The 21916-nt window shown below is 61.7% G+C and carries 20 protein-coding genes; 11 read left to right on the top strand and 9 right to left on the bottom strand.

Annotated features, from left to right (window positions below):
* Positions 1-11: 11 nt before the first annotated feature.
* The 9 genes from lpdA (at position 12) to AC0L7I_RS11510 (ending at position 11720) form a co-directional block, all read left to right on the top strand.
* On the top strand, positions 12-1433 hold the full coding sequence (gene lpdA / locus AC0L7I_RS11550) for a dihydrolipoyl dehydrogenase (protein ID WP_473399151.1): 1422 nt from the start codon (positions 12-14) through the stop codon (positions 1431-1433).
* A gap of 70 nt (positions 1434-1503) precedes the next feature.
* Positions 1504-2643 carry a DUF2891 domain-containing protein gene (locus AC0L7I_RS11545; protein WP_473396574.1) on the top strand — a complete coding sequence of 380 codons (1140 nt, stop codon included), beginning with the start codon at positions 1504-1506 and terminating at the stop codon, positions 2641-2643.
* Positions 2640-3848, top strand: a complete 1209-nt coding sequence (locus AC0L7I_RS11540; protein WP_473396573.1) for an Nramp family divalent metal transporter — start codon at positions 2640-2642, stop codon at positions 3846-3848. Before AC0L7I_RS11545 ends, AC0L7I_RS11540 begins: the two co-directional genes overlap by 4 nt.
* Positions 3845-4606, top strand: a complete 762-nt coding sequence (pxpA, locus tag AC0L7I_RS11535) for a 5-oxoprolinase subunit PxpA (protein ID WP_473396572.1) — start codon at positions 3845-3847, stop codon at positions 4604-4606. The genes AC0L7I_RS11540 and pxpA overlap by 4 nt, the downstream gene beginning before the upstream one ends.
* Positions 4603-5238, top strand: a complete 636-nt coding sequence (locus AC0L7I_RS11530) for a 5-oxoprolinase subunit B family protein (RefSeq protein WP_473396571.1) — start codon at positions 4603-4605, stop codon at positions 5236-5238. The genes pxpA and AC0L7I_RS11530 overlap by 4 nt, the downstream gene beginning before the upstream one ends.
* A complete protein-coding gene (locus AC0L7I_RS11525) occupies positions 5235-6161 on the top strand; it encodes a 5-oxoprolinase subunit C family protein (protein ID WP_473396570.1) in 927 nt (308 codons plus the stop codon). Before AC0L7I_RS11530 ends, AC0L7I_RS11525 begins: the two co-directional genes overlap by 4 nt.
* A 48-nt stretch (positions 6162-6209) precedes the next feature.
* Positions 6210-6965: an ImuA family protein gene (locus AC0L7I_RS11520; protein ID WP_473396569.1), complete on the top strand. Its 756-nt coding sequence runs from the start codon at positions 6210-6212 to the stop codon at positions 6963-6965.
* Entirely contained in the window at positions 6853-8460 is a 1608-nt protein-coding gene (locus AC0L7I_RS11515; RefSeq protein ID WP_473396568.1) for a Y-family DNA polymerase, read from the top strand. Before AC0L7I_RS11520 ends, AC0L7I_RS11515 begins: the two co-directional genes overlap by 113 nt.
* A complete protein-coding gene (locus AC0L7I_RS11510; RefSeq protein ID WP_473396567.1) occupies positions 8457-11720 on the top strand; it encodes an error-prone DNA polymerase in 3264 nt (1087 codons plus the stop codon). Before AC0L7I_RS11515 ends, AC0L7I_RS11510 begins: the two co-directional genes overlap by 4 nt.
* On the opposite strand, the gene ccoS is transcribed toward AC0L7I_RS11510, so the two are convergent.
* The 9 genes from ccoS to AC0L7I_RS11465 form a co-directional block, all read right to left on the bottom strand.
* Positions 11692-11871: a cbb3-type cytochrome oxidase assembly protein CcoS gene (ccoS, locus tag AC0L7I_RS11505; protein WP_473396566.1), complete on the bottom strand. Its 180-nt coding sequence runs from the start codon at positions 11869-11871 to the stop codon at positions 11692-11694. The two genes, AC0L7I_RS11510 and ccoS, sit on opposite strands and share 29 nt — an antisense overlap.
* Complete coding sequence (locus AC0L7I_RS11500; protein WP_473396565.1) at positions 11871-14084, bottom strand: heavy metal translocating P-type ATPase; 2214 nt, start codon at positions 14082-14084, stop codon at positions 11871-11873. Before AC0L7I_RS11500 ends, ccoS begins: the two co-directional genes overlap by 1 nt.
* On the bottom strand, positions 14081-14602 hold the full coding sequence (locus tag AC0L7I_RS11495) for a FixH family protein (RefSeq protein WP_473396564.1): 522 nt from the start codon (positions 14600-14602) through the stop codon (positions 14081-14083). The genes AC0L7I_RS11500 and AC0L7I_RS11495 overlap by 4 nt, the downstream gene beginning before the upstream one ends.
* Positions 14599-16059, bottom strand: a complete 1461-nt coding sequence (ccoG, locus tag AC0L7I_RS11490; RefSeq protein ID WP_473396563.1) for a cytochrome c oxidase accessory protein CcoG — start codon at positions 16057-16059, stop codon at positions 14599-14601. The genes AC0L7I_RS11495 and ccoG overlap by 4 nt, the downstream gene beginning before the upstream one ends.
* Positions 16060-16067: 8 nt before the next feature.
* Positions 16068-16955: a cytochrome-c oxidase, cbb3-type subunit III gene (gene ccoP, locus AC0L7I_RS11485; protein WP_473396562.1), complete on the bottom strand. Its 888-nt coding sequence runs from the start codon at positions 16953-16955 to the stop codon at positions 16068-16070.
* A complete protein-coding gene (locus tag AC0L7I_RS11480) occupies positions 16948-17109 on the bottom strand; it encodes a cbb3-type cytochrome c oxidase subunit 3 (protein ID WP_473396561.1) in 162 nt (53 codons plus the stop codon). Before AC0L7I_RS11480 ends, ccoP begins: the two co-directional genes overlap by 8 nt.
* Positions 17110-17118: 9 nt before the next feature.
* Positions 17119-17886 (bottom strand): cytochrome-c oxidase, cbb3-type subunit II, encoded by a 768-nt coding sequence (ccoO, locus tag AC0L7I_RS11475; protein WP_473396560.1) that lies wholly within the window; start codon positions 17884-17886, stop codon positions 17119-17121.
* Between the two features lie 10 nt (positions 17887-17896).
* A complete protein-coding gene (gene ccoN, locus AC0L7I_RS11470; RefSeq protein ID WP_473399150.1) occupies positions 17897-19444 on the bottom strand; it encodes a cytochrome-c oxidase, cbb3-type subunit I in 1548 nt (515 codons plus the stop codon).
* Between the two features lie 392 nt (positions 19445-19836).
* Positions 19837-19998 (bottom strand): hypothetical protein, encoded by a 162-nt coding sequence (locus tag AC0L7I_RS11465; protein ID WP_473396559.1) that lies wholly within the window; start codon positions 19996-19998, stop codon positions 19837-19839.
* A gap of 73 nt (positions 19999-20071) precedes the next feature.
* Here AC0L7I_RS11465 and AC0L7I_RS11460 point away from each other — a divergent pair, with 73 nt between their 5' ends.
* Both AC0L7I_RS11460 and AC0L7I_RS11455 read left to right on the top strand, forming a co-directional pair.
* A complete protein-coding gene (locus AC0L7I_RS11460; RefSeq protein WP_473396558.1) occupies positions 20072-21241 on the top strand; it encodes a sensor histidine kinase in 1170 nt (389 codons plus the stop codon).
* On the top strand, positions 21238-21864 hold the full coding sequence (locus AC0L7I_RS11455; RefSeq protein WP_473396557.1) for a response regulator transcription factor: 627 nt from the start codon (positions 21238-21240) through the stop codon (positions 21862-21864). Before AC0L7I_RS11460 ends, AC0L7I_RS11455 begins: the two co-directional genes overlap by 4 nt.
* Positions 21865-21916: the final 52 nt, after the last annotated feature.

Here is a 21916-nt window from a genome sequence, read left to right as displayed (position 1 = left end):
GAATGTCGACGATGTCCACCCAATACGACCTCATCGTCATTGGCTCCGGCCCCGGCGGTTATGTCTCCGCGATCCGCGCCAGCCAGCTTGGCCTGAAGACGGCCATCATCGAGCGCGATGCCCTCGGCGGCATCTGCCTCAACTGGGGATGTATCCCGACCAAGGCGCTGCTGCGCTCAGCCGAGGTCATGCACCTTGCGAAAAACGCCAAGGATTTTGGCCTCAAGATCGACAAGGTCGACTTTGACCTTGATGCCGTGGTGAAACGCTCGCGCGGCGTCGCCAGCCAGCTTTCGGGCGGCGTCAAGTTCCTGATGAAGAAGAACAAGATCGACGTCATCGAAGGCACCGCCCGTCTCGAGAAGGGCGCCCCTGCACCCAAGGTCATCGTCAAGGGCAAGGACGGCAAGGACACCACCCTCCAGGCCAAGCATGTCATGCTCGCCACCGGCGCCCGCGCCCGCGATATCCCGCAGGCCGGCCTCGTCGCCGACGGCAAGCTGATCTGGACCTATCGCGAAGCCATGACGCCCGACGTCATGCCCAAACGACTCCTCGTCATCGGCTCCGGCGCCATCGGCATCGAATTTGCCAGCTTCTACAATGAGCTGGGCGCGGACGTGACCGTCGCCGAAGTCCTGCCGCGCATCCTGCCCGTGGAAGACGCCGAAATCTCCGCGCTGGCCGAGAAGGATTTCAGGAAACAGGGCCTCAACATCATCACCGGCGCCAAGGTCGAAAACCTGAAAGCTGGCAAGAACACGGTAACCGCCGATATCACCAACAAGGACGGCAAGAAGGAGACGCAGGAATTCGACCGCGCGATCCTCGCCGTCGGCATTGTCGGCAATGTCGAGAACCTTGGCCTCGAAGCCCTCGGCGTGAAGGTCGAGAAGACCCACGTCAATGTCGATGGTTTCGGCAAGACGGGCGTCCCCGGCCTTTACGCCATCGGCGACCTTACCGGCCCGCCTTGGCTCGCCCACAAGGCCAGCCATGAAGGCGTCATCTGCGTCGAGGCCATCGCCGGCACCGGCAAGGCCCATGTCGAGCCCTTCGATGCGTCCAACGTCCCCGGCTGCACCTATTCCCACCCGCAGGTCGCCAGTGTCGGCCTCACCGAGGCGGCTGCAAAGGAAAAAGGCTACGACGTGAAGGTCGGACGCTTCCCCTTCATCGGCAATGGCAAGGCCATCGCCATGGGCGAAACCAATGGCATGGTCAAAACCGTGTTCGACAAGAAGACAGGCGAACTCCTCGGCGCGCATATGATCGGCGCGGAAGTCACCGAACTGATCCAGGGCTATGTCATCGCCCGTCAGGGTGAACTCACGGACGTGGATCTCGCCCACACCATCTTCGCGCACCCCACCATCTCGGAAACCATGCACGAAGCCGTGCTCGACGCCGACGGCAGGGCGCTTCACATCTAGGGCAGGGGCCTTGCCCGCGGGCATCACCCCTTATACGCAAGAACCTGCCCAAACCGCCGGAGGACCCTGCGTGACCCGTCACCTGCTCATAGGCCTGACTGCCCTCATGCTCGTCGCCTGCGCGCCGTCGACGCCGCCCGAAACGGAGGCCCCTGTGCCCGCGCCTGAAATCGCTCTGCCAGAATCGCGCGACAGCATCGTCACCGACCGCTTTGCCCGCATGGCGCTCCAGTGCGTCCACAAGGAATACCCGAACAAGATCAGTCACGTCATGAACAGCGATGCCGACGCGGCCACGCCGCGCCAGCTGCATCCGGCTTTCTATGGCTGCTTCGACTGGCATTCCTCGGTCCACGGGCACTGGTTGCTCGCCCGCATCTTGAATACCGATCCCGACACGCCCTATCGCGACGCAATTGTCGCTGCGCTCGGTCACAGCTTCACCCCGGGAAACATCGCGGGCGAGATCGCCTATTTCCAGGGGGCCGACCGTGCGAGCTTCGAGCGGCCCTATGGCACAGCCTGGTTCCTGCAGCTGATGACCGAGCTGCGCGAATCCAACCTGCCGGAAGCGGCCACCTGGGTCACCACGCTCGAACCGCTCGAAACCTTCATCATCGGCGAAACATCAACCTGGCTCACCAAGCTCGCCTATCCGATCCGCCTTGGCACCCACAACCAAACCGCCTTCGCCTTCGGCCTGATGCTGGACTGGGCCAGGGCCAACAATTCCGGCGCGTTCAACGCGCAGCTGACCCAGAAAGTCCTCGAATTCCATTCCAGCGACGTCAATTGCCCACTCGCCTATGAACCGTCTGGCGAAGACTTTCTCTCGCCCTGCCTGATGGAAGCCGACCTGATGCGCCGCGTGATGCCATCAGACCAGTATGCCGAATGGCTGAAAGCCTTCCTGCCGCAAATCCCGACCAATGACAGGTCAGACTGGCTGCTGCCCGGCGTCGTGCTGGACCCGACAGATGGCAAGCTCGTCCACCTTGACGGTGTGAACCTGTCGCGCGCCTGGGCACTGGAAGGCATCGCCAGTGCGCTGCCCGCTGGCGACCCCCGCATCCCGTCGCTTCTCGCCGCTGCGGACGTGCACAAGCAAACCGGGATCGCCGCCGTCAGCGACGAACACTATTCCGGCAGTCACTGGCTCGCCAGCTTTGCGACCTATCTCGAAACCCGTCGCGGGATCAGCCCGGAATGAAACTTCCTATCGGTCCCGGCGCACTCGTCGCAGCCGCCTTCATCGGCCCCGGTACCGTCACGGCCTGCACGCTTGCGGGCGCGAATTTCGGTTTCGCTCTTATCTGGGCGCTTGTGTTCGCCACGGTCGCGACCATCATCCTGCAGGACATGGCGGCCCGGCTCGGCGTCATGGGCCGTATCGGCCTTGGCGAAGCCTTGGTCAGCGGCACAGGCAACCCGTTCCTGAAATGGGGGGCGGCTGGTCTGGTCCTCGCCGCGCTCGCCCTCGGCAATGCCGCCTATGAAGCCGGAAACCTGTCCGGCGGGGCGCTCGGCCTCGAAGCGATCATCGGGGAGGGCATCGAAACCCGCCGGATCATCGTGCTCGTCCTCGCGTCGGTCGCAGGCGCCGTGCTCGTGTTTGGGCGCTACCAGCTTATCCAGCGCCTGCTTGTTGCCCTGGTCATTGTCATGAGCCTCGCTTTCGCTGGCAGTGCCATACTCGTCCGGCCCGACATCGGCGCCATGTTGGGCGGGCTCGTCCCGCGGGTGCCTGAGGGCGGCCTCCTGACATCCATCGCGCTCATCGGCACCACGATCGTGCCCTACAACCTGTTCCTCCACGCCGCCTCGGCGCGCGAACACTGGCCGGGCGCCACGCCGCAGGCTTTGGGCGAAGCGCAGGCTGACACGCGCGTCTCCGTAGGCCTCGGCGGTCTCATCTCGATCCTGATCCTCACAACGGCTGCCTCCAGCCTGTTTGCCAGCGGCCAGCAGGTATCGAGCGCTGCAGACATGGCTGGGGCCATTGCACCAACCTATGGCGAAGCAGCTCGCTACCTTGTCGGCATCGGCCTCTTCGCGGCAGGTCTCACCTCGTCCATCACGGCGCCGCTCGCCACCGCCTATGCGCTCAGCGAGATCGCCGGCAAGCCACGCGGCGGGCCGCTTTTCAAGGGCGTCGCCCTCGCCATCCTCGTCATCGGCACACTCGTCGCGCTCGTCGGCTACAAGCCCATCAGCATCATCCTCATTGCACAGGTCGCCAACGGAATCCTCCTCCCGGTGGTCGCCATCGTCCTGCTCGTTGCCATGAACCGTCGCACGCTCCTTGGCGACAAGGTCAACGGGCCGGTTGCCAACCTACTCGGCGGCGGCGTCATTCTCATTACACTTGGCCTCGGCCTGCGCCTCGTCTTGCGCGCGCTTGGAGTGTGGCCATGACGAAAGCGATCTGCCTCAATGCCGATATCGGTGAATTGCCCGGCGCCAATGGCCGCGCCCTCGACCGTGCAATTTTGGATGTCGTCACCCGCTGCAGCATAGCCTGTGGCGGCCATGCAGGCGATCAGGAAAGCATGGCCGCAACGGTCAAGGCCGCAGACGCCCGAAACGTCCGGATCGGCGCGCACCCATCCTATCCCGACCGCGAAGGCTTTGGCCGTCAGGAAATGAAATTGTCCCGGGTCGAGCTCAGCGCAACCTTGCTGAATCAGGTCCGCGCCCTTGCTGCCATCGCCCGCGAACGTGGCGTGACGATTTCCCACCTCAAACCCCATGGCGCCCTCTACAATACGGCGGCACGGGATGACGACATCTCGCGTACGATTGTCGACGTGACGATCCAGTCGCGCATTCCGCTCCTTGTCGGCCCGCCGAATTCCCGGCTGCAGGCGGCAGCTGACTCTGCCGGTCTCGCCTACCTCCCGGAAGGCTTTGCCGATCGCACCTATGAGTCATCCGGCAGCCTCACCCCGCGCGCCATGGACGGCGCGGTCATCGAGGCCGACGCGGACCGGATCCGGCAGGCCGTCCAGATCGCCCGGACCGGCACCGTCACCACCCGCACCGGCGAGACCATCGCCCTCCCTGTCCGGACAATCTGCGTTCATGGCGACACACCCGGCGCCCTCGCCAGCGCGCGCAACATTCGAGACGCGCTCCAGCATGCCGGTATCACGGTCTCTGCCGTCGAACCATGACAGCGCCCGGCATCACCTTCTGCGGCGACGATGCATTGCGTCTCGCGGCACCTGACAGGGACACGCGCTTCGCGCGAACACGGCAACTTCAATCCACGGGAGACTGGCTCGAGGTCGTTCCGGGTCGCCGGGATGTGATCGTTCAGTTCGATCCGCTCAAGCGTACCCCGGCCGAGGCCCTGGCGCACCTCTCCCACACCCTTGCCACCCCCGCGCCACCGACGTCCCACACCCTCGAATCGGTCGAGCTGCCGGTCTGTTTCGGAGGCGAAAACGGCCCGGATCTCGCCGGCATTTCCAACCGGACAGGCCTGTCTGAAGCCGAGGTAGTTTCCCGTCTCCTTGCAAAGCCGCTGCAGGTCGACATGCTCGGTTTCACACCCGGTTTTGCTTACATGTCGGGTCTGGACGACACGATTGAAATTCCACGCCTCCTGCAGCCGCGCCAACAGGTTCCGGCAGGATCCATCGGCCTCATTACGGGCCAGTGCGGCCTCTATGCGCTGGCAGGCCCTGGCGGCTGGCCAATCATCGGCCGGACCACGCTTTCCCTGTTTGACGCCACTTCCGAGAATCCCTTCCATCTGCAACCAGGCATGCAGGTCCAACTGGTCGACGCCGCCGCGTCATGACCCTGGCCATCCTCCAACCCGGCATCCAGACGACGCTCCAGGGCGCGCCGCGAACAGGCAGCCGCCATCTCGGTGTGCCCGCCAGCGGTCCGGCCGATCCATTGTCCATGGCCCTTGCCAATCGCCTTGTCGGCAGTGCCAGCGATGCGACGGCCATCGAGATCACCTTTGGCGGCGCCTTGATCCGGTTTGACGCACCTGCCAGCTTTGCCGTCACAGGTGCGCAATCTGCACTGACGCTGGCAGGACGGGTGATTGCCCCTCACATCACTCATACGGCTCAGGCGGGCGACGAACTTCAGGTCGCGCCGGCGCGGCAGGGTTGCCGCGTCTACGTCGCCATCGCCGCAGCGATCGAAGCCAATGTCTTCCTCGGGTCGACATCGACCTATCTCCCGGCGGCGCTCGGCGGGCATGAGGGCAGGGCACTCAAGGCCGGCGACACGGTCGGGTTCGCCTCGGTCCGCGCCGCCACACCCCTGGAGACGCCGGCAGGCCTGCAACCCGTCTTCAGCAACAGCTACGCATTACGTGCCGTGGAAGGGCCGGACTTTCCAGCCTCAGCCAGTCGCATATGGGATGAAACTTTCACAGCTACGCAGCGCGCCAGCCGCATGGGTGTCGAACTCGCGGGCGCCTTTCCCCGCCTTCCAGAGGACGCGAGCCATCCAAGTGCCGCCATCTTCCCCGGCGCTCTGCAACTCCCCCCCGGAGGTCGTGGTTTCCTGCTTCTCGCGGACGCCCAGACAACCGGCGGGTATGCCCACCTCCTGCAGGTCGTCCGCGCCGACCGGCACCTGCTCGGTCAGGTCCGCCCGGGCGACCGCATCCGCTTCCTGCACAGGACACACCAGCAGGCGGCGGATGACCTGCGCGCCAAGCAGGCCTTGTTGTCCGCCTGGCTGCCGGATTTTCACCTCTGAATCCACGCCTCAGCTTGACTCTGAAGCTAAAGAACAAAATAAGAACATATGGACCTCGCAACCCTCAAGGCGAAAGGCATCGTACGTGCCCAGACGGCGCGCCCGCCCGTGCGCGCCGTCTTTCCTTTCGGCCTGGCCCAGACCGGCGTGCATGAACTGGCAGAGGCCCGTTTCGGGGACATGCCAGCGCTGACCGGCTTTGCCCTCGCGGCCCGCGCCGAGGGATGCAACGCCAACAGGGCAGGGGCCATTCTCTGGGTCACGCAGGCGGGACTCGGCCTGGAACACGGCCATGTGCCTGACAGCGCCCTGCGGGCTTTCTCTGCCCGTCATACGCCCCGGCTGGTCGTGCGGCCCGGCAAGCTGGCTGACGCGCTATGGACCATCGAGGAAGCCATTGCCTCCAGCGCCGTCTCCCTTGTCGTCGCCGAGATATCCGGCGCTGATTTTACCGCCACGCGCCGCCTCGCGCTTGCCTCTGGCCGGCACGGCGTGCCCGTGATCCTCCTGATGCCCTATGGAAGGGAGGGGGCAACCGCCGCCGAGGCACGCTGGCGCGTCGCTCCCAGATCTTCCGCCTCCAACCACTACGACTCCCGCGCGCCCGGCGCCCCCCGCTGGCACGCCGTTCTCGAGCGCTCCCGTACCGCCCCGCATCTTGCCGGGCGCAGCTTTGACCTTGAGTGGAACGATGAAACGCTATCTCTCACTATGGTTTCCGGACTGGCCGCTGGACAGGTTGCGCCGCCAGCGCCTCCACGCCGTGGGCCGTCCGATGCGTCCGGCATCCTCCGGGCCAGCTGAGCCACCCCCCTTCGTCCTGACCGAAAGCGGGCAGGCGGGCCTTGTCGTTGCGGCGGCCAATCGCACCGCCCTGAACCTAGGTATTACACCCGGCTTGCGCTTCACCGATGCCCGCGCCCGTGCGCCACAGCTCCTGTCCGGAGAGATTGACCGGGAGGCTGACGCACGTGGCCTGCGGGCGCTCGCCGCCTGGATGGTCCGCTGGACACCGCTGACAGCGCTTGATGGCCTGGATGGCCTGATGCTCGAAACAACCGGCTGCGACCACTTGCATGGCGGCGAGACAGCCATGGCAACGGCTCTCTCGCAGCGCCTGACACGCGCTGGCTATACACACAGGATCGGCCTCGCCGGCACGCCCGGCGCTGCCTCGGCCCTCGCGCGTGCAGCGGCAAGGGAAGGCGTCCCGGCATTGCTGCCGGAAGAGACAGAGCGTGACGGGCTGGCTGAACTGCCGGTCGCCGCACTTCGCCTTTCAAACGAGGCTGTAACCCTGCTACGCCGCTTCGGCCTCACCCGGATCGGACAGCTCTACGGCATTGATCGCAAGGCACTCGCCCGGCGCTTCCAGTCCCGCGAGATGGCCGATGCCGCCTGCCTCCGGCTCGACCAGGCGCTTGGGTTGCGCATCGAACCGCTCCGCCCCCTGCAGCCGCCGCCCGCCCATGCGGCGCGCCTGCCGTGTCCTGAACCCATCGCCAGCAGTGAAGGAATAGAAGAAGGACTCCGGCAGCTTACGGAAACCCTTTGCGCGGACCTTACCCACCTTGGCCAGGGCGCGCGCACCTTTGCCTTCCACGCCTTCAAGTCTGACGGTGCTGTCTCCAGTCTATCCGTCACCGCCGCCCGGTCGGTGCGGGCACCCGCACACATCCTGCGCCTGTTCCGCGAAACACTGGACAGTATCGACCCCGGCTTCGGGATCGATCTTCTCCTTCTTGAAGCCCGCCGCACCGGACCGATGAGCGTCAGCGCCGTGGCCCTCTCGGGCGACCTCGCGGCCAGCGACACGGATGAGGCCGCGCTGGCAGCCCTCGCCGACAGGATCGTTGCGAAGCTTGGCGCGGGCAGCGTTCAGGTGAACACGCCGCAGGAGAGCCACGCGCCCGAGCGGGCCGAGCACTGGCACCCCTATGACGGCGCCCTGCCACCCCCGTCCCACACCCCTGCCACCACCGGCCCGCGCCCCGTCCGCATGCTTTCCCATCCCGAACGAGTCGACGTCATTGCCGAGGTGCCGGACGGCCCGCCACTGCGCTTTGTCTGGCGCCGTGTCGTGCGGACTGTCTCGCGCGCCGACGGCCCGGAACGCATCAATCCCGAATGGTGGCGCAGCCTTCCGCCTGTAGCTGGTACTGGGAAAATGCCACGCGCCCGAGACTATTACCGGGTCGAGGACAGCAAGGGAGGGCGTTACTGGCTGTTCCGTGATGGCCTCTATGATGACGACCGTGGCGCTTCGCCCGAATGGTACGTGCAGGGCCTTTTCGCATGAGCCGGTATGCCGAACTTGCCGTGACCACGAATTTCTCCTTTCTCCACGGCGCATCCCACGCCGAGGAACTGGTCAACAGGGCACGGGACCTCGGCCTTGCCGCGATCGGCGTGGCTGACCGCAATACGCTTGCAGGTGTCGTCAGGGCCCACCTTGCAGCCAAGGCGGCGGGTATGCGCCTGCTGGTGGGCGCGCGCCTTGTCCCGCAGGACGGCCCCGAACTCATCTGCTACCCGACGGACCGCGCCGCCTATGGCCGTCTCTCGCGCCTGCTGTCAGACGGCAAGCTGCGGACGGAGAAGGGCGACTGTCACATCACCCTCGCGGATATTGCCGCCGCCAGCGAAGGCCAGGTGTTCATCGTATTGCCGCCAGAGCGCCCGGCTGCGGCTTTCGAGACAACGCTGCAGCATCTGGCCGGGCTTTGGCCAGGGTCTCTCTACATCGCTGCCCGCTACGCTTTTCAGGGCCGCAACCGCGAACACCTGGCCCGTCTCGCGAACCTTGGAGCGCGCTGCGGCGTCCCGATGATCGCTATCAATGATATTCTCTACCACACAGCCGCCCGTCGCCCCCTGCAGGACGTCATTACCTGCATCCGCGAGCATTGCACCATCGATACCGCGGGGTTCCGTCTCGAGGCGAACGCCGAGCGCCACCTCAAGGCGCCGGAAGAAATGGCCCGACTTTTCAAGGGGTTCGAGCCTGCCTTGACACGCACGCTGGAGATCGTCGCGCGGTGCAAATTCAGTCTCGACGAACTTGCCTACGAATATCCCGACGAACCCGTCCCGCCCGGGTCGACGCCGCAGCACCATCTCGAATACCTGACATGGCAAGGCGCCGACTGGCGTTACCCGACCGGAATTCCAGCGCGTATCCGGGCCCAACTGGCCAAGGAACTCGACCTGATCGATGAGCTTTCCTATGCGCCTTATTTCCTGACCGTGAACGACATCGTCGCCTGGTCCCGTTCGCAGGACATTCTCTGTCAGGGGCGCGGCTCTGCCGCCAATTCTGCCGTCTGCTTCTGCCTTGGCATCACCAGTGTGGATCCTGCGGAAACCAGCCTCCTGTTCGAGCGCTTCCTCTCGCGAGAGCGGAAGGAGCCCCCCGACATCGATGTCGACTTCGAGCACGAGCGGCGCGAGGAAGTGATTCAGTATGTCTATCAGCGCTACGGGCGCCACCGCGCTGCCCTGACCGCAACAGTCATCTCCTACCGTCCCCGCTCAGCCGTTCGCGAGGTCTGCAAGGCACTCGGCCTGACAGAGGATATTTCCACGGCGCTCGCCAGCTGCGTCTGGGGCAGCTGGGGCAACGACATTCCGGCGTCCCAGATCGCGCAGGCCGGCCTTGATCCCGCCAGCCCGATGATCCGGCGGGCCATTGCCCTGACACGGCAGCTGATCGGATTCCCGCGGCATTTGTCCCAGCATGTCGGCGGTTTCGTGCTGACGCGCGGACCGCTCGTGGAAACGGTACCGATCGGCAATGCGGCCATGCCGGACCGGACCTTCATCGAGTGGGACAAGGACGACATCAACGCTCTCGGCATCCTGAAGGTCGATGTGCTCGCCCTCGGCATGCTGACCTGCATCCGCAAGGCTTTCGACTTCATCGAGGCCCACAAGGGCCAGAGATTCAATCTGGCAACCATTCCGGCGAGCGATACGGCGACCTATGACATGCTGTGCGAAGGCGACAGCCTCGGTGTGTTCCAGGTCGAAAGCAGGGCCCAGATGAACATGTTGCCGCGCCTCAGGCCACGTACATTCTACGACCTTGTCATTGAGGTCGCCATTGTCCGGCCCGGACCCATCCAGGGGGACATGGTGCATCCCTACCTGCGACGCCGGAAGGGACTGGAAACCGTTCGCTACCCGCGCCCCGCACCCGAGCAGGGCCCGCCGGATGAACTAGCAAAGATCCTGCAGCGCACGCTGGGCGTGCCGCTGTTCCAGGAACAGGCCATGCAAATATCCATCGACGCGGCCAAATTCACACCCGACGAAGCCAATGGCCTGCGCCGCGCCATGGCGACGTTTCGCAAGGTCGGCACGATCCAGAATTATGAGGACATGATGGTGTCGCGCATGACCGCGCGCGGGTACCAGCCGGAGTTTGCACAGCGTTGTTTCGACCAGGTGAAGGGCTTCGGCGAATATGGTTTCCCTGAAAGCCATGCGGCCTCATTCGCCTTGCTCGTCTATGTCTCGTCCTGGCTGAAATGCCATCACCCGGACGTGTTCTGCGCCGCATTGCTGAACAGCCAGCCGATGGGCTTCTATGCGCCGGCCCAGATCGTACGGGATGCACGCGAACATGGCGTGGACGTGCGGCCTGTTGATGTGAACTACTCTGACTGGGACAATACGCTGGAGCCTCTGGGCGCCAGTGATGGCCTGACCGCCGTACGACTCGGATTCCGGCAGGTCGACGGCGTGCGCGAAGATGAGATGGAAGCGCTGATGCGCGCGCGGGGGCAGGGGTTCGATACGCTGGAAGAAGTACGCCTGCGATCAGGCCTGTCGCGACGCACGATGGAATTGCTCGCCGCCGCAGATGCGTTCGGGTCGTTGGGCCTGTCACGACGCGAGGCGCTATGGGCAGTCAGGGGCGACACTGCCGGAAAGGCGCTGCCCCTCTTCGCGGCGGCAGACGCCGCCGAGCAGGGTGCAGATATTGTGACGCATCTGCCCCGGATGCCCGATTCCGAACAAGTCATTCAGGATTACCAGACAACCCGGCTTTCGCTTAAGGACCACCCGTTGCAATTCCTGCGTCCGCTTTACAGTTCCCGGCGTATCCTGACGACGGCCGAGGCCGTTGGCATGCCGGATGGCTGGCGCGTGGAGACATGCGGCCTGGTGCTCGTGCGCCAGCGTCCGGGTTCGGCCAGCGGGGTCGTCTTCATTACGATCGAGGACGAGACGGGCATCGCCAACCTGGTTGTCTGGAAACGCGTCATGGAACGCTATCGGCCAATCGTCATGGGCGCGCGTATCCTGTCCGTGCGCGGGCGCGTGCAGTCGGCTGACAATGTCACCCACATCGTCGCAGAGCAGTTGATCGACCGCACCGCTGACCTCACATTATTGTCGGAAGAACACATGTCCGACCCATTGAAAGGCGTGCTGGCCAATGCGGATGAAGTGAAGCGGGCGGTACAGGAAGGGCGCGGACCGGGCGAGCATGGCGACATGCACCGACACCCGCGAAATGTGAGGATCATTCCCCGGAGCCGCGACTTTCACTAGGTGGAAGCGGGCGATCTTCGTCCACGAGGATGCGGCTGGCCGCGCCGTCCGGGTCGTCAAACTGGCCAGACTTCGCGGCCCACAGGAAGGCGACCAGGCCAATCAGGCCCATGCCGAGCGCGATGGGAATGAGGAACAACAGCCCGGCCATTACAGGCGCTCCGCCATTGCGTTCAGGCGCAGTGCATTCAACGATACCAGGATGGACGACGCCGACATCGCAATCGCTGCGACAAGGGGTGTCGCATGGCCACTGATGGCGACGGGAACCGCAACAATATTGTAAGCGGCGGCGAATGCGAAATTCTGCAGCATCACAGAGCGCGCCTGCTTTGCGACCGAGATAAGCCGGGGCAGGGACGCGAGACCGCCGGAATAGACAGCGTCACTGGCAGACCGGCTAATGTCCATGGCCCCGCCCGGCGTGACAGACGCATTGGCGAGCGCGAGCGCCCCGGCATCGTTCAAGCCATCCCCGATCATCAGAACGCGGCGGCCCTCCGCCTGTAAGGCCTCCAGACGCCGGACCTTGTCGCGCGGGGACGCCTTGGCGGACCAGTTATTGATACCCAGCATTCCGGCAACATCGGCGACTGTTTCTGCGCGGTCGCCCGAAAGGATTTCCATTCCGTATCCGGCCTGTTGCAATGCCCGGATCGTTTCGGCTGCATCGTCGAGAATATGGTCGTGGAAATGGAACCGAACAGGTGTGTCGTTGCCCTTGGCAAACCAGAGGGAGCTGCTGGAGGCGACATCAATGTCTGCGTCGACCCATTCAGCCGAACCGAGCCTGCAGGTGACGCCTTCAATAGTGCCCTCAAGGCCAAGACCGGGGAATTCCCGGACATCAGATGCAATAGGTCCAGGACCTGCAGCCTCGACGAGCGCGCGAGACAATGGATGCCGGCTGGCCCGCGCCAGTTGTGCGGCATCGCTGAGCACGTCCGGTGAGACGTCGTCGGCAAGACGCGGCGTGCCCAATGTCAGTGTGCCGGTCTTGTCGAAAATGATGTAGTCGCATTGCGCCAATCGCTCCAGCGCGTCTCCGGACTTCAGGAATGTGCCTGCGCGAAACAGCCGTCCCGACGCGACCACCTGGGTCACGGGCGCGGCGAGAGCCAGCGCACACGGGCAGGTGATAATCAGTGTCGAAACGCCTATCAGCAATGCCTCGTTCGCACTCATACCCACCATCAGCCAGCCAATGAACGCCAGCAGCGCAGATGTATGGACGAAAGGAACGTACAGCGAGACAGCGCGGTCAGCGATCTTCCGGTAGGTCGACCGGCGCTGTTCACCGGCATCCAGCATGCGGGCAATGTCTGATAAAAGGGAGTCGCTCGCCGCCGCGATGGCACGACCTGTCAGAGGTTGAGAGAGGTTCACTGTGCCAGCCAACAAGTTCATGCCCTGGCTCGCAGTACGTGGAACACTCTCACCTGTCACCATGCTCTCATCGACTTCGGACAGGCCCTTATCCACCTGCATGTCGACGACAGCTTGTTCGCCAGGTGCGAGGAGAATCCGGTCGCCCGGACGGATCTCGCTTGCGCGAACGGACCGTGCTTCGCCATCTTCTCCCAAACGTGTGACGCTACGATGCGCCATTGCCGCCAGGTCGCGCGCAGACATGTGAGCTTTCCGGCGGACGCGCGCGTCGAGGAAACGTCCGATCAAGAGAAAGAACAGCAGCATTACCGATGCATCGAAATAAGCGTGCTCCCCACCCCTCAATGTTTCAGACACGCTCACGCAAAACGCGATGATCAGGGCGAGCGATATCGGCACATCCATATTCGCGTGGCCATGCTTGAGAACATTCCAGGCGGACCGGAAGAACACGCGCCCGGAAAACAGGATGGTGGGGAACGCGATCAGCCCGGAAAAGCCGTGCAGCATCATCCGGGTAGAGGTTCCCATTTCCCCGCTTCCCGCCCACACAGACACAGAGAGAAGCATGATGTTGGCCGTTGCGAACCCAGCAACACCCAGCGCAATAAGCAGGCTTCGTTCTTCGCGCTGCTCATCCGTGATGCTGTTGCCCTGGTCCTGTGGCGCAACGCCATAACCCAACGAACTGATGGCCTGCACGATGGGAAGAGCGGTCAGTCCGCCTCGCCACGCGACCTCAAGTCCACCTGTCGACAGGTTCAGACGGGCTGACTCGACACCTGGCAACGCCGTCACGGCCGATTCAATCCGATTGATGCATGCGCCGCATTTGGCACCACGGATCGACAGGCTCAGGCGGTTTTGACCTTTGACACGCCGGACAAAGGCTGACGGATCAGTCGCAATCGCCGCTTCGGGCGGCGCAAGGCCCGCTGGACATCCGGCACCCAGATTATTGTCCACCTGGGTCATTTGACCATGATGACCTTTGACGCTTCGAAGCCAGCATCGGTATCGCCATCAGCGATGTCAGCCCTCAAGGCCACATGCCACGCACCTGTCACCATGATTGGCAGCGCAGCACGATATTCGCCAGACCCGACTGGCAGCAGTTCCAGAATGATATCGCTGTCCTGAGTTGCTGCACGTCTCAACTCCGCTGTGACATTTCGGGAGGGCAGGGCCAGTCCGTCCGCGTCGAGAATACGCGCCACAAGGACATTGCCACCGGGTTCGGCGACCAGGCCGAGTTCCGCTTTCCAGGCCTTGTTCTCCTGATGCTGGCGTGAGCTTATTGTCTTGTTGAACTGGAGGCCTTGCAGATAGGAATGACGTACATCCTCACCCGGAAACGAAGTTAGGGCCGCCCACAAGAACACGCCGTTCACCACGAACATCAGGCCGAAAAAACCCAACAGCCAAAACAGGACATGATGACCTTTGAGGGTCTTGGGTTCGGGATTGGTAGGTGGCGAAAGTGTGCGCATCATCTGGATCCAGCGGTTACGAAGGCGGCAGAACTCGTATGGCTCTCTCCTGTCTCAGGATCCACGACCGTGATGTCCAGCGACGATCTGTGCGGCAAGGACGCGCCGGGCGCAGTGACCAACAACCGGAACCGGTCAACACCGTATTGTTCGAGCGGAAGTTCGAGTTCCTGTGTGCCCTCAGGTTTCTTCAGGCCAATGATCTGGAAGTCAGCGCCGGGCAGCCCGGAAATGGAGACTGTCGTGTTGCGGGCTGTCGTCGCCTTGTTGACGAGTTTGAGCGTGTAGCCGTTGCGAACGTCGCCGTCGGCCAATTGGACGAAAGGTGGCGAGCGGTCCTTGAGGACATTGATTTCGAAAGTTGGCTCGTTTGCCAGCCCAAAGAGTATCAATCCGCTGATGGCCAACATGAGGATCGAGTATAGCAGCGTTCGCGCTCGAAGCAGTTTGTAAACAGGCTTGCCCCCGGCGGCCCGTGTGGCCACGGCCAGATCAGTATCATAGGCAATCAGCCCGGTCGGGCGATCAACCCGCTTCATGATGTCGTCGCACGCATCAATACACAGCGCGCAATGAATGCATTCGAGCTGGGCGCCGTCGCGGATGTCGATACCCATCGGGCAGACCTGAACGCATTGCTTGCAATCGATACAGTCGCCGCGGCCCTCAAACCCCTGGTCCTTGCGCAGCGGGCCACGCGGCTCACCACGATCATAGCGATAGGTGACATTGAGCGCATATTCGTCTGTCAGGGCCCCCTGGATGCGGGGCCATGGGCACATATAGGTGCAAACCTGCTCGCGCATCCAGCCTGCAAGGAAGTAGGTGGTCAAGGTCAGCATGCCGGCAAAAAAGTAAGCCGTTAGCGGCGCTTGGCCGGTAAAGAACGTGCGTGCGATGGTTGGAGCGTCATGCCAATACAGGATGAGGGCGCCGCCCGTCAGGAACGCGATAATCAGCCACACGGCGTGCTTGCCAATCTTGCGAGCGGCCTTGTTCAATGACCACGGCGCCTTGTCCAGCCGCATGCGCGCGGCACGGTCGCCCTCAAATGCCCGTTCGACCCAAATGTAGAGATCCGTCCATACCGTTTGTGGACACGTATAGCCGCACCAAACCCGCCCGAGCAGTGACGTCACAAGGAACAGGCCGAACGTCGCAACAATCAGCAATCCGGCGAGATAGAATATCTCCTGCGGCCAGATCGTGATGAAGAAAAAGTAGAATTTTTCTCCCGCAAAATCGGCCAGCACAGCCTGGTCCGGTATACCTTCCCCACGCGGCCAACGGATCCACGGCACGATATAGTAGGCGCCGAGTGTCAGTGCCATGACCACCCATTTCACCATCCTGAAATTGCCATGCGCCAGCTTTGGATAAATCTGCTTGCGGCGCTCATAAAGCGACGGCGCAGCCGGGGGTGGTTTCGGCGCCTTAGGAGGGTTTTCGACGTGGTTCATGGTCGTGACTATTCGCCACCTCCGAGGGAATGAACGTAGAGCGCCAGTGCCTTGATCGTCGGATCGTCCAGACGGCCCTGCCAGGCAGGCATGTGGGCATTGCGGGCATTGGCGATGGTTGCAGCGATATCAGCAGGTTCACCACCAAATATCCAGTCAGCGTCAGTCAGGTCCGGCGCACCGATCGTGCGGTCTCCTTTGGCGCCCGCTCCGTGACAGCTGGCACACTGCGCCGCAAAAATAACCGAACCCTTTTCGGCTGCATGAGCATCAGCCTCGCGTCCCGAAACACTGAGCACGTGCTGGACGAGATCATCGATCTCCGCAGACGTCAAAAGCTTGTCGCGCCCAAAGGCAGGCATGGCCGAAAAGCGCGTGGCATCGTTTCCTTCGTGGCGGATACCATGGCGAATTGTCTGTTCAATCCCTTCAAGCGTTCCTGTCCAGAGCCACACGTCGTCTGCCAACATGGGGTAGCCTTTTGCACCACGTCCGCCGGCACCGTGGCACGTCGCGCAATTGTCGCCGAAAGCACTTTCACCCATAGCCATGGCGAATTGCTGGAGGTTGAGATCGCTCTCGATCTCTGTCAGCGAGGCAGTCATCAGGCGCTGCGAAGCGACACCGCGTTCAGTATTCATGGCGACGACCTTTTCAGCCACAAGTGCGCGGTCGGATTGGCCAAGGAGGCCGGGTGTGTTCGTGCCACCAAGGCCGGGAAGCGCCGGAATGGCCGGCATGAGCACCATGTAGACGAAAGCCCATGCGATGGTGATGTACCAGACGATCAGCCACCAGCGCGGAAGCGGATTGTTGAGTTCCTTGATTCCGTCCCAAGTGTGCCCTGTCGTCTCCACACCGGAGTGCGCATCAATTTCCGTATGTTTGTCACTCATCACCGGGCTCCTTGTCTTCTAGCGGGAGATAGGCTGCTTCCCGGAATTTCGTTTTATTCGACGGCCACAGAGCATAGAGGAGTGCGACGGCGAACATCGCCACGAACCAGGCCAGACCCCAGGTTTGCGCAAATTGAGAAAGCGTTTCGTACATGTTCGGCTCCTAGCGTCGGTTGCTGAGATCATCAGCTTCGTAGGTCGAGAAATCGACGAGCGTCCCGGTCATCTGAAGGTAGGCAACAAGAGCATCCATCTCCGTGATGCGCGACGGATCACCATCATAGTCCCTTACGATTACGGTACCTTTGCGCTCTGCAGCCGCTTCATACCGTGCGACCAATGCGTCCTGATCGTCAAAGTCGGCATTTGGATCTGCCTGGGCGACCAGGTCGGCCTTGGCATTTTCGATCATGTGATCGGAGTAGGGCACACCTTCGAATCGAAGGGCTTTCAAGTGGTCGGCAATGTCGTCGAAATGGACCAAATTGTCAGACAGGAACGCATACGGAGGCATGACGGATTCGGGTACGACAGAGCGTGGGTCCTTCAGGTGATCGACATGCCATTCGTCGGAATACTTTCCGCCAAGACGCGCAAGATCGGGCCCAGTGCGTTTTGAGCCCCACTGGAACGGGTGGTCATACATGCTCTCCGCGGCGAGCGAATAGTGGCCGTAACGCTCGACTTCATCGCGCAGCGGTCGCACCATCTGCGAGTGGCACGTGTAGCAACCCTCACGGATGTAAATGTTTCGGCCGGTCAGCTCGAGCGGCGTATAGGGCCGCATACCCTTAACTTTCTCGATCGTGTTCTCGAGATAGAAAAGTGGCGCGATTTCGACGATGCCGCCGACGGCGACAACAAGCAGGATGCCCACTGTAAGAAGCAGGGAGTGGCGTTCGAGTGCCTGGTGTTTTTGGAACAATCCCATTGTTCAGCCCCTATTCAGCAGGTTGGAGTTTGGCGGCGTTCGTTGGCGCCTGTTCGACATCGCCTGCTGCTGCACCATGCCCAAGCGCTGTGCGGACGAGGTTGTATGCCATGACGATCGCACCCAAGAGATACATGCCGCCGCCGAGCGAACGGATCATGTAGTTGATGTGCTTGGCTTCCACGGTTTCGATGAAGCTGTATTCAAGGAACCCGTACTCGTTGTAGGCACGCCACATCAGGCCCTCAATGATCCCGGCAAAATACAGCGCCACGATGTAGAAGACGATGCCGATTGTCGCGAGCCAGAAGTGCCACTCGACGAGATTCTTCGAGTAGAGCGCTGGCCGTTTCCACAGCCACTGCGTGAGGCAGTAAAGCGCGCCGAACGAGATGAACCCGACCCATCCGAGCGATCCGGAATGGACGTGCGCGATTCCCCATTCGGTATAGTGTGACAGTGCATTGACGGCGCGGACACTCATCAACGGTCCTTCAAAGGTCGACATGCCATAAAAGGCCAGTGACACGACCATCATGCGCACCACAGGGTCGGTCCGCAGCTTGTCCCAGGCGCCCGACAGCGTCATAACGCCGTTGATCATCCCGCCCCAGCTTGGCATCCACAGCATGATCGAGAATGTCATGCCAAGGGTCTGGGCCCATTGCGGCAGCGCCGTGTAGTGCAGGTGGTGCGGACCCGCCCAGATATAGATGAAGATCAGCGACCAGAAGTGAACGATCGACAGGCGGTATGAATAGACCGGGCGCTGTGCGCGCTTCGGAATGAAATAGTACATGATGGCGAGGAAACCGGTCGTCAGGAAGAAGCCGACGGCATTGTGCCCGTACCACCATTGCGTCAGCGCATCCTGCACGCCACCGAACAATTGGTAACTCTTCGAGCCAGCCAGGTTCACTGGCACCGACAGGTTGTTGACGATGTGAAGCATCGCAATAGTGACGATGAATGAGAGGTAAAACCAGTTCGCCACATAGATGTGCGGTTCCTTGCGCTTCCAGAGTGTTCCCAAGAAGACGAGCAGGTAGGCGACCCAGACAATCGTGAGCCAAAGGTCGGCATACCATTCAGGCTCGGCATATTCCTTCGACTGGGTCACGCCCATCAGGTAGCCGGTTCCGGCGATAACGATGAAGAGGTTGTAGCCCCAGAATACAAACCAGGGCCAAAGGCCGCCACCGATTCGCGTGCGGCTAGTGCGCTGGACCACATAGAAGCTCGTTGCGATCAGCACGTTGCCACCGAAAGCGAAGATCACGGCCGACGTGTGCAGAGGACGCAAACGCCCGAAATTCGTCCAGCCCAGGTCAGGGAAGTAGAACAAGCCCGGCCAGGTCAGTTGCAGTGCGATGATCAGGCCGACCAGGAAACCTGCGATGCCCCAGAACATGGCCGCCGCGACGCCGAATTTGACGATCGTGTCCTCATAGTAGGCTTCGTCGAACGGGTCGCGCCCCTGCAATCCACCGGCCCAGATGCCAATGGCCACCAGCGCAAACGCGGTCAGGAAGAAAAACACCCATGCGTGCGCTTCCATCAGGGGATCGGCCGCATTCGCGGCGATCAGCAACGACCCCAAGCATGCAATGGCAACGAGTGTCGCGACGCTGGCAATACTGCCGGAAATCGCCGAACGTGGCTTTGTGACTGTGCTCACTGATTCTGCCCCTTTTAAAACCTATCGCGGATTAAGGGCTAAATGCCGGTAGCTGTCGAGGCGGTGTATACGGGTAACTACATATGGGCTGCACTGTCGCACGTCCCCTAGGATTACACTTCAATTGTGGAGGATGAGATGCGCAGATATACAGGCTTCGTGCCCGGGATTGCTTTGTTGCTATTGGGTTCGGCGAAAGTCTGGACGCACACGCAGTCCCTTGAGGCGTTGCTGTCTGTTCGGTGCGGACCGGAAGGTTTCTCGGCTGCGAATCACGCACCGGGTTTCTGGTTGAACATGCTCAATGGCCATTGCTGGGGATGCCCGGTCGCATTCTCGGGTGCCGTCATGATTCTTGCGGCGATGGCATTTTGGTTCGTTCCGTCGAAAGCGATTAGATCAGGCGTGCGTTGATCCAGCGCAGCTTTGCTCATGCGCCACGTTCTTCGCTCGCAAATTCTATGTCACATGTGCATATGAGCCGGCAGCGAGTTCGAAAGGGACCAGATGATGACTGCTTCGACTGACGGTTCTCCCGGCACACCCTTGTCAACGCCAGATCTCGCGACGCTTCAATCACACCTCGCGTCCATCCTCGAATCGGTTCCGGATGGCATGATTGTCATTGACGAAACCGGGCAAATTCTAGCGTTCAGCAAGGCGGCCGAAGTTCTTTTCGGTTATACAGCACAGGACATTATCGGACGAAATGTCCGCGAATTGATGTCCGGACGCGATGAGACAAATCACGACCAGTATCTCCGGAACTACCTTGAAACTGGCGAACGACAGATCATTGGCATTGGCCGTGTTGTAACGGCACGCCGTGCGGATGGAAGCCTGTTCACGATCGACCTGAAAATCGGTGAGGCCAAAGTGGGCGATCATTGGCTGTTCACGGCATTCGTGCGCGACCTTACCGACCAACGGCGGGCCGAAATGCGAATGCGGGAGATGCAATCAGAGCTCGTACACTTTTCGCGGTTGAGCGCCGTTGGAACAATGGCGTCGGCTCTGGCCCATGAGCTCAACCAGCCGCTCACAGCTGTTGCCAACTATCTTGAGGCCGGTCGCGACATTCTGGACCTTCCCGGTGACGACAAACGGGAAATACTGCGGGAGGCCCTCGACGAGGGGGCCCGTCAAGCCGTGCGGGCAGGAGATATCGTCAGGAAATTACGGGGTTATGTGTCCAGGGGCGAGATTGACGCGCGCTCTGTGGAACTTGGACCGCTCCTCAATGATGCGGCGGCATTGGCGCGCATGTCGATAAGTTCAAGCGACGTTCCCATGGTGCTGCGCGTTGCTTCGGATGTCGGCAGCGTCTTGGCGGATCCTATTCAGGTGCAGCAGGTTGTTATCAATCTGGTCAGAAACGCTCAGGAAGCGCTCGCAGCTACCGCAAGTCCAAAAATCCAGATAGAAGCCCAGGTCGGGACGAATGGGCTTGTTGAAATTTCGGTGTGCGACAATGGGCCCGGCCTTGATCCGGATGTCAAGAATTCGCTATTCAAACCCTTCACCACATCCAAGTCGGGAGGCATGGGACTTGGCCTGTCTATTTGCCAAACCATTGTCGAAGCTCATGGCGGCACAATCTGCGCTGATTTGGCACCAGACGGAGGTACATGTTTCCGGTTCACACTTCGGTCTGATCCAGCTAGTTATTCCGCATGAATGAACCGCGGCTGATCCATTTGGTAGACGACGATGAGGCTGTTCGCCATTCGGCCAGTTTCATGCTGCGCCACGCCGGATTTACAGTGAAAACCTATCCCGATGGCGTGACATTCCTCGAAAGCGCGCAGCAGGCTGCCCTCGGGTGTATCCTGCTCGACGTCCAGATGCCGCACATGGACGGCCTCGAAGTCCAGGAACGTCTCAATGACCTTGGCGTTGCGCTACCCGTGATTGTTTTGACCGGACACGGGGATGTCGAAGTGGCCGTCAAGGCGATGAAAGCTGGCGCTGTTGATTTTGTCGAAAAACCTTATGAAAAACAAACGCTTGTAGCGGCGTTGACGCGTGCTTTTGATCGCCTGGACGCCCGCACCCAGAAAGACGTTCTCGTTGATGAAGCTAAAGGCCGGGTTGAGCGCCTGACACCGCGCGAAAGGGACGTGCTCGTTGGTCTTGTTGACGGCTTCACCAACAAGATGATTGCAGAATCTCTGGATATTTCGCCCCGAACAGTCGAGATCCACCGGGCAAACTTGATGGAAAAGCTCGACGCGCCGAGCCTTTCCAACGTGTTACGAATCGCATTTGCTGCTGGTGTCGGCCTAGATGGCCCGAATTAGGGGCATCTACCTACAGACATTGCCAAAGTGCTGATCCAACTTTCGACAAACT

The organism is Hyphomonas sp. J20-32, from assembly GCF_055808555.1.
This window is presented reverse-complemented; position numbering and strand designations above follow the sequence as displayed.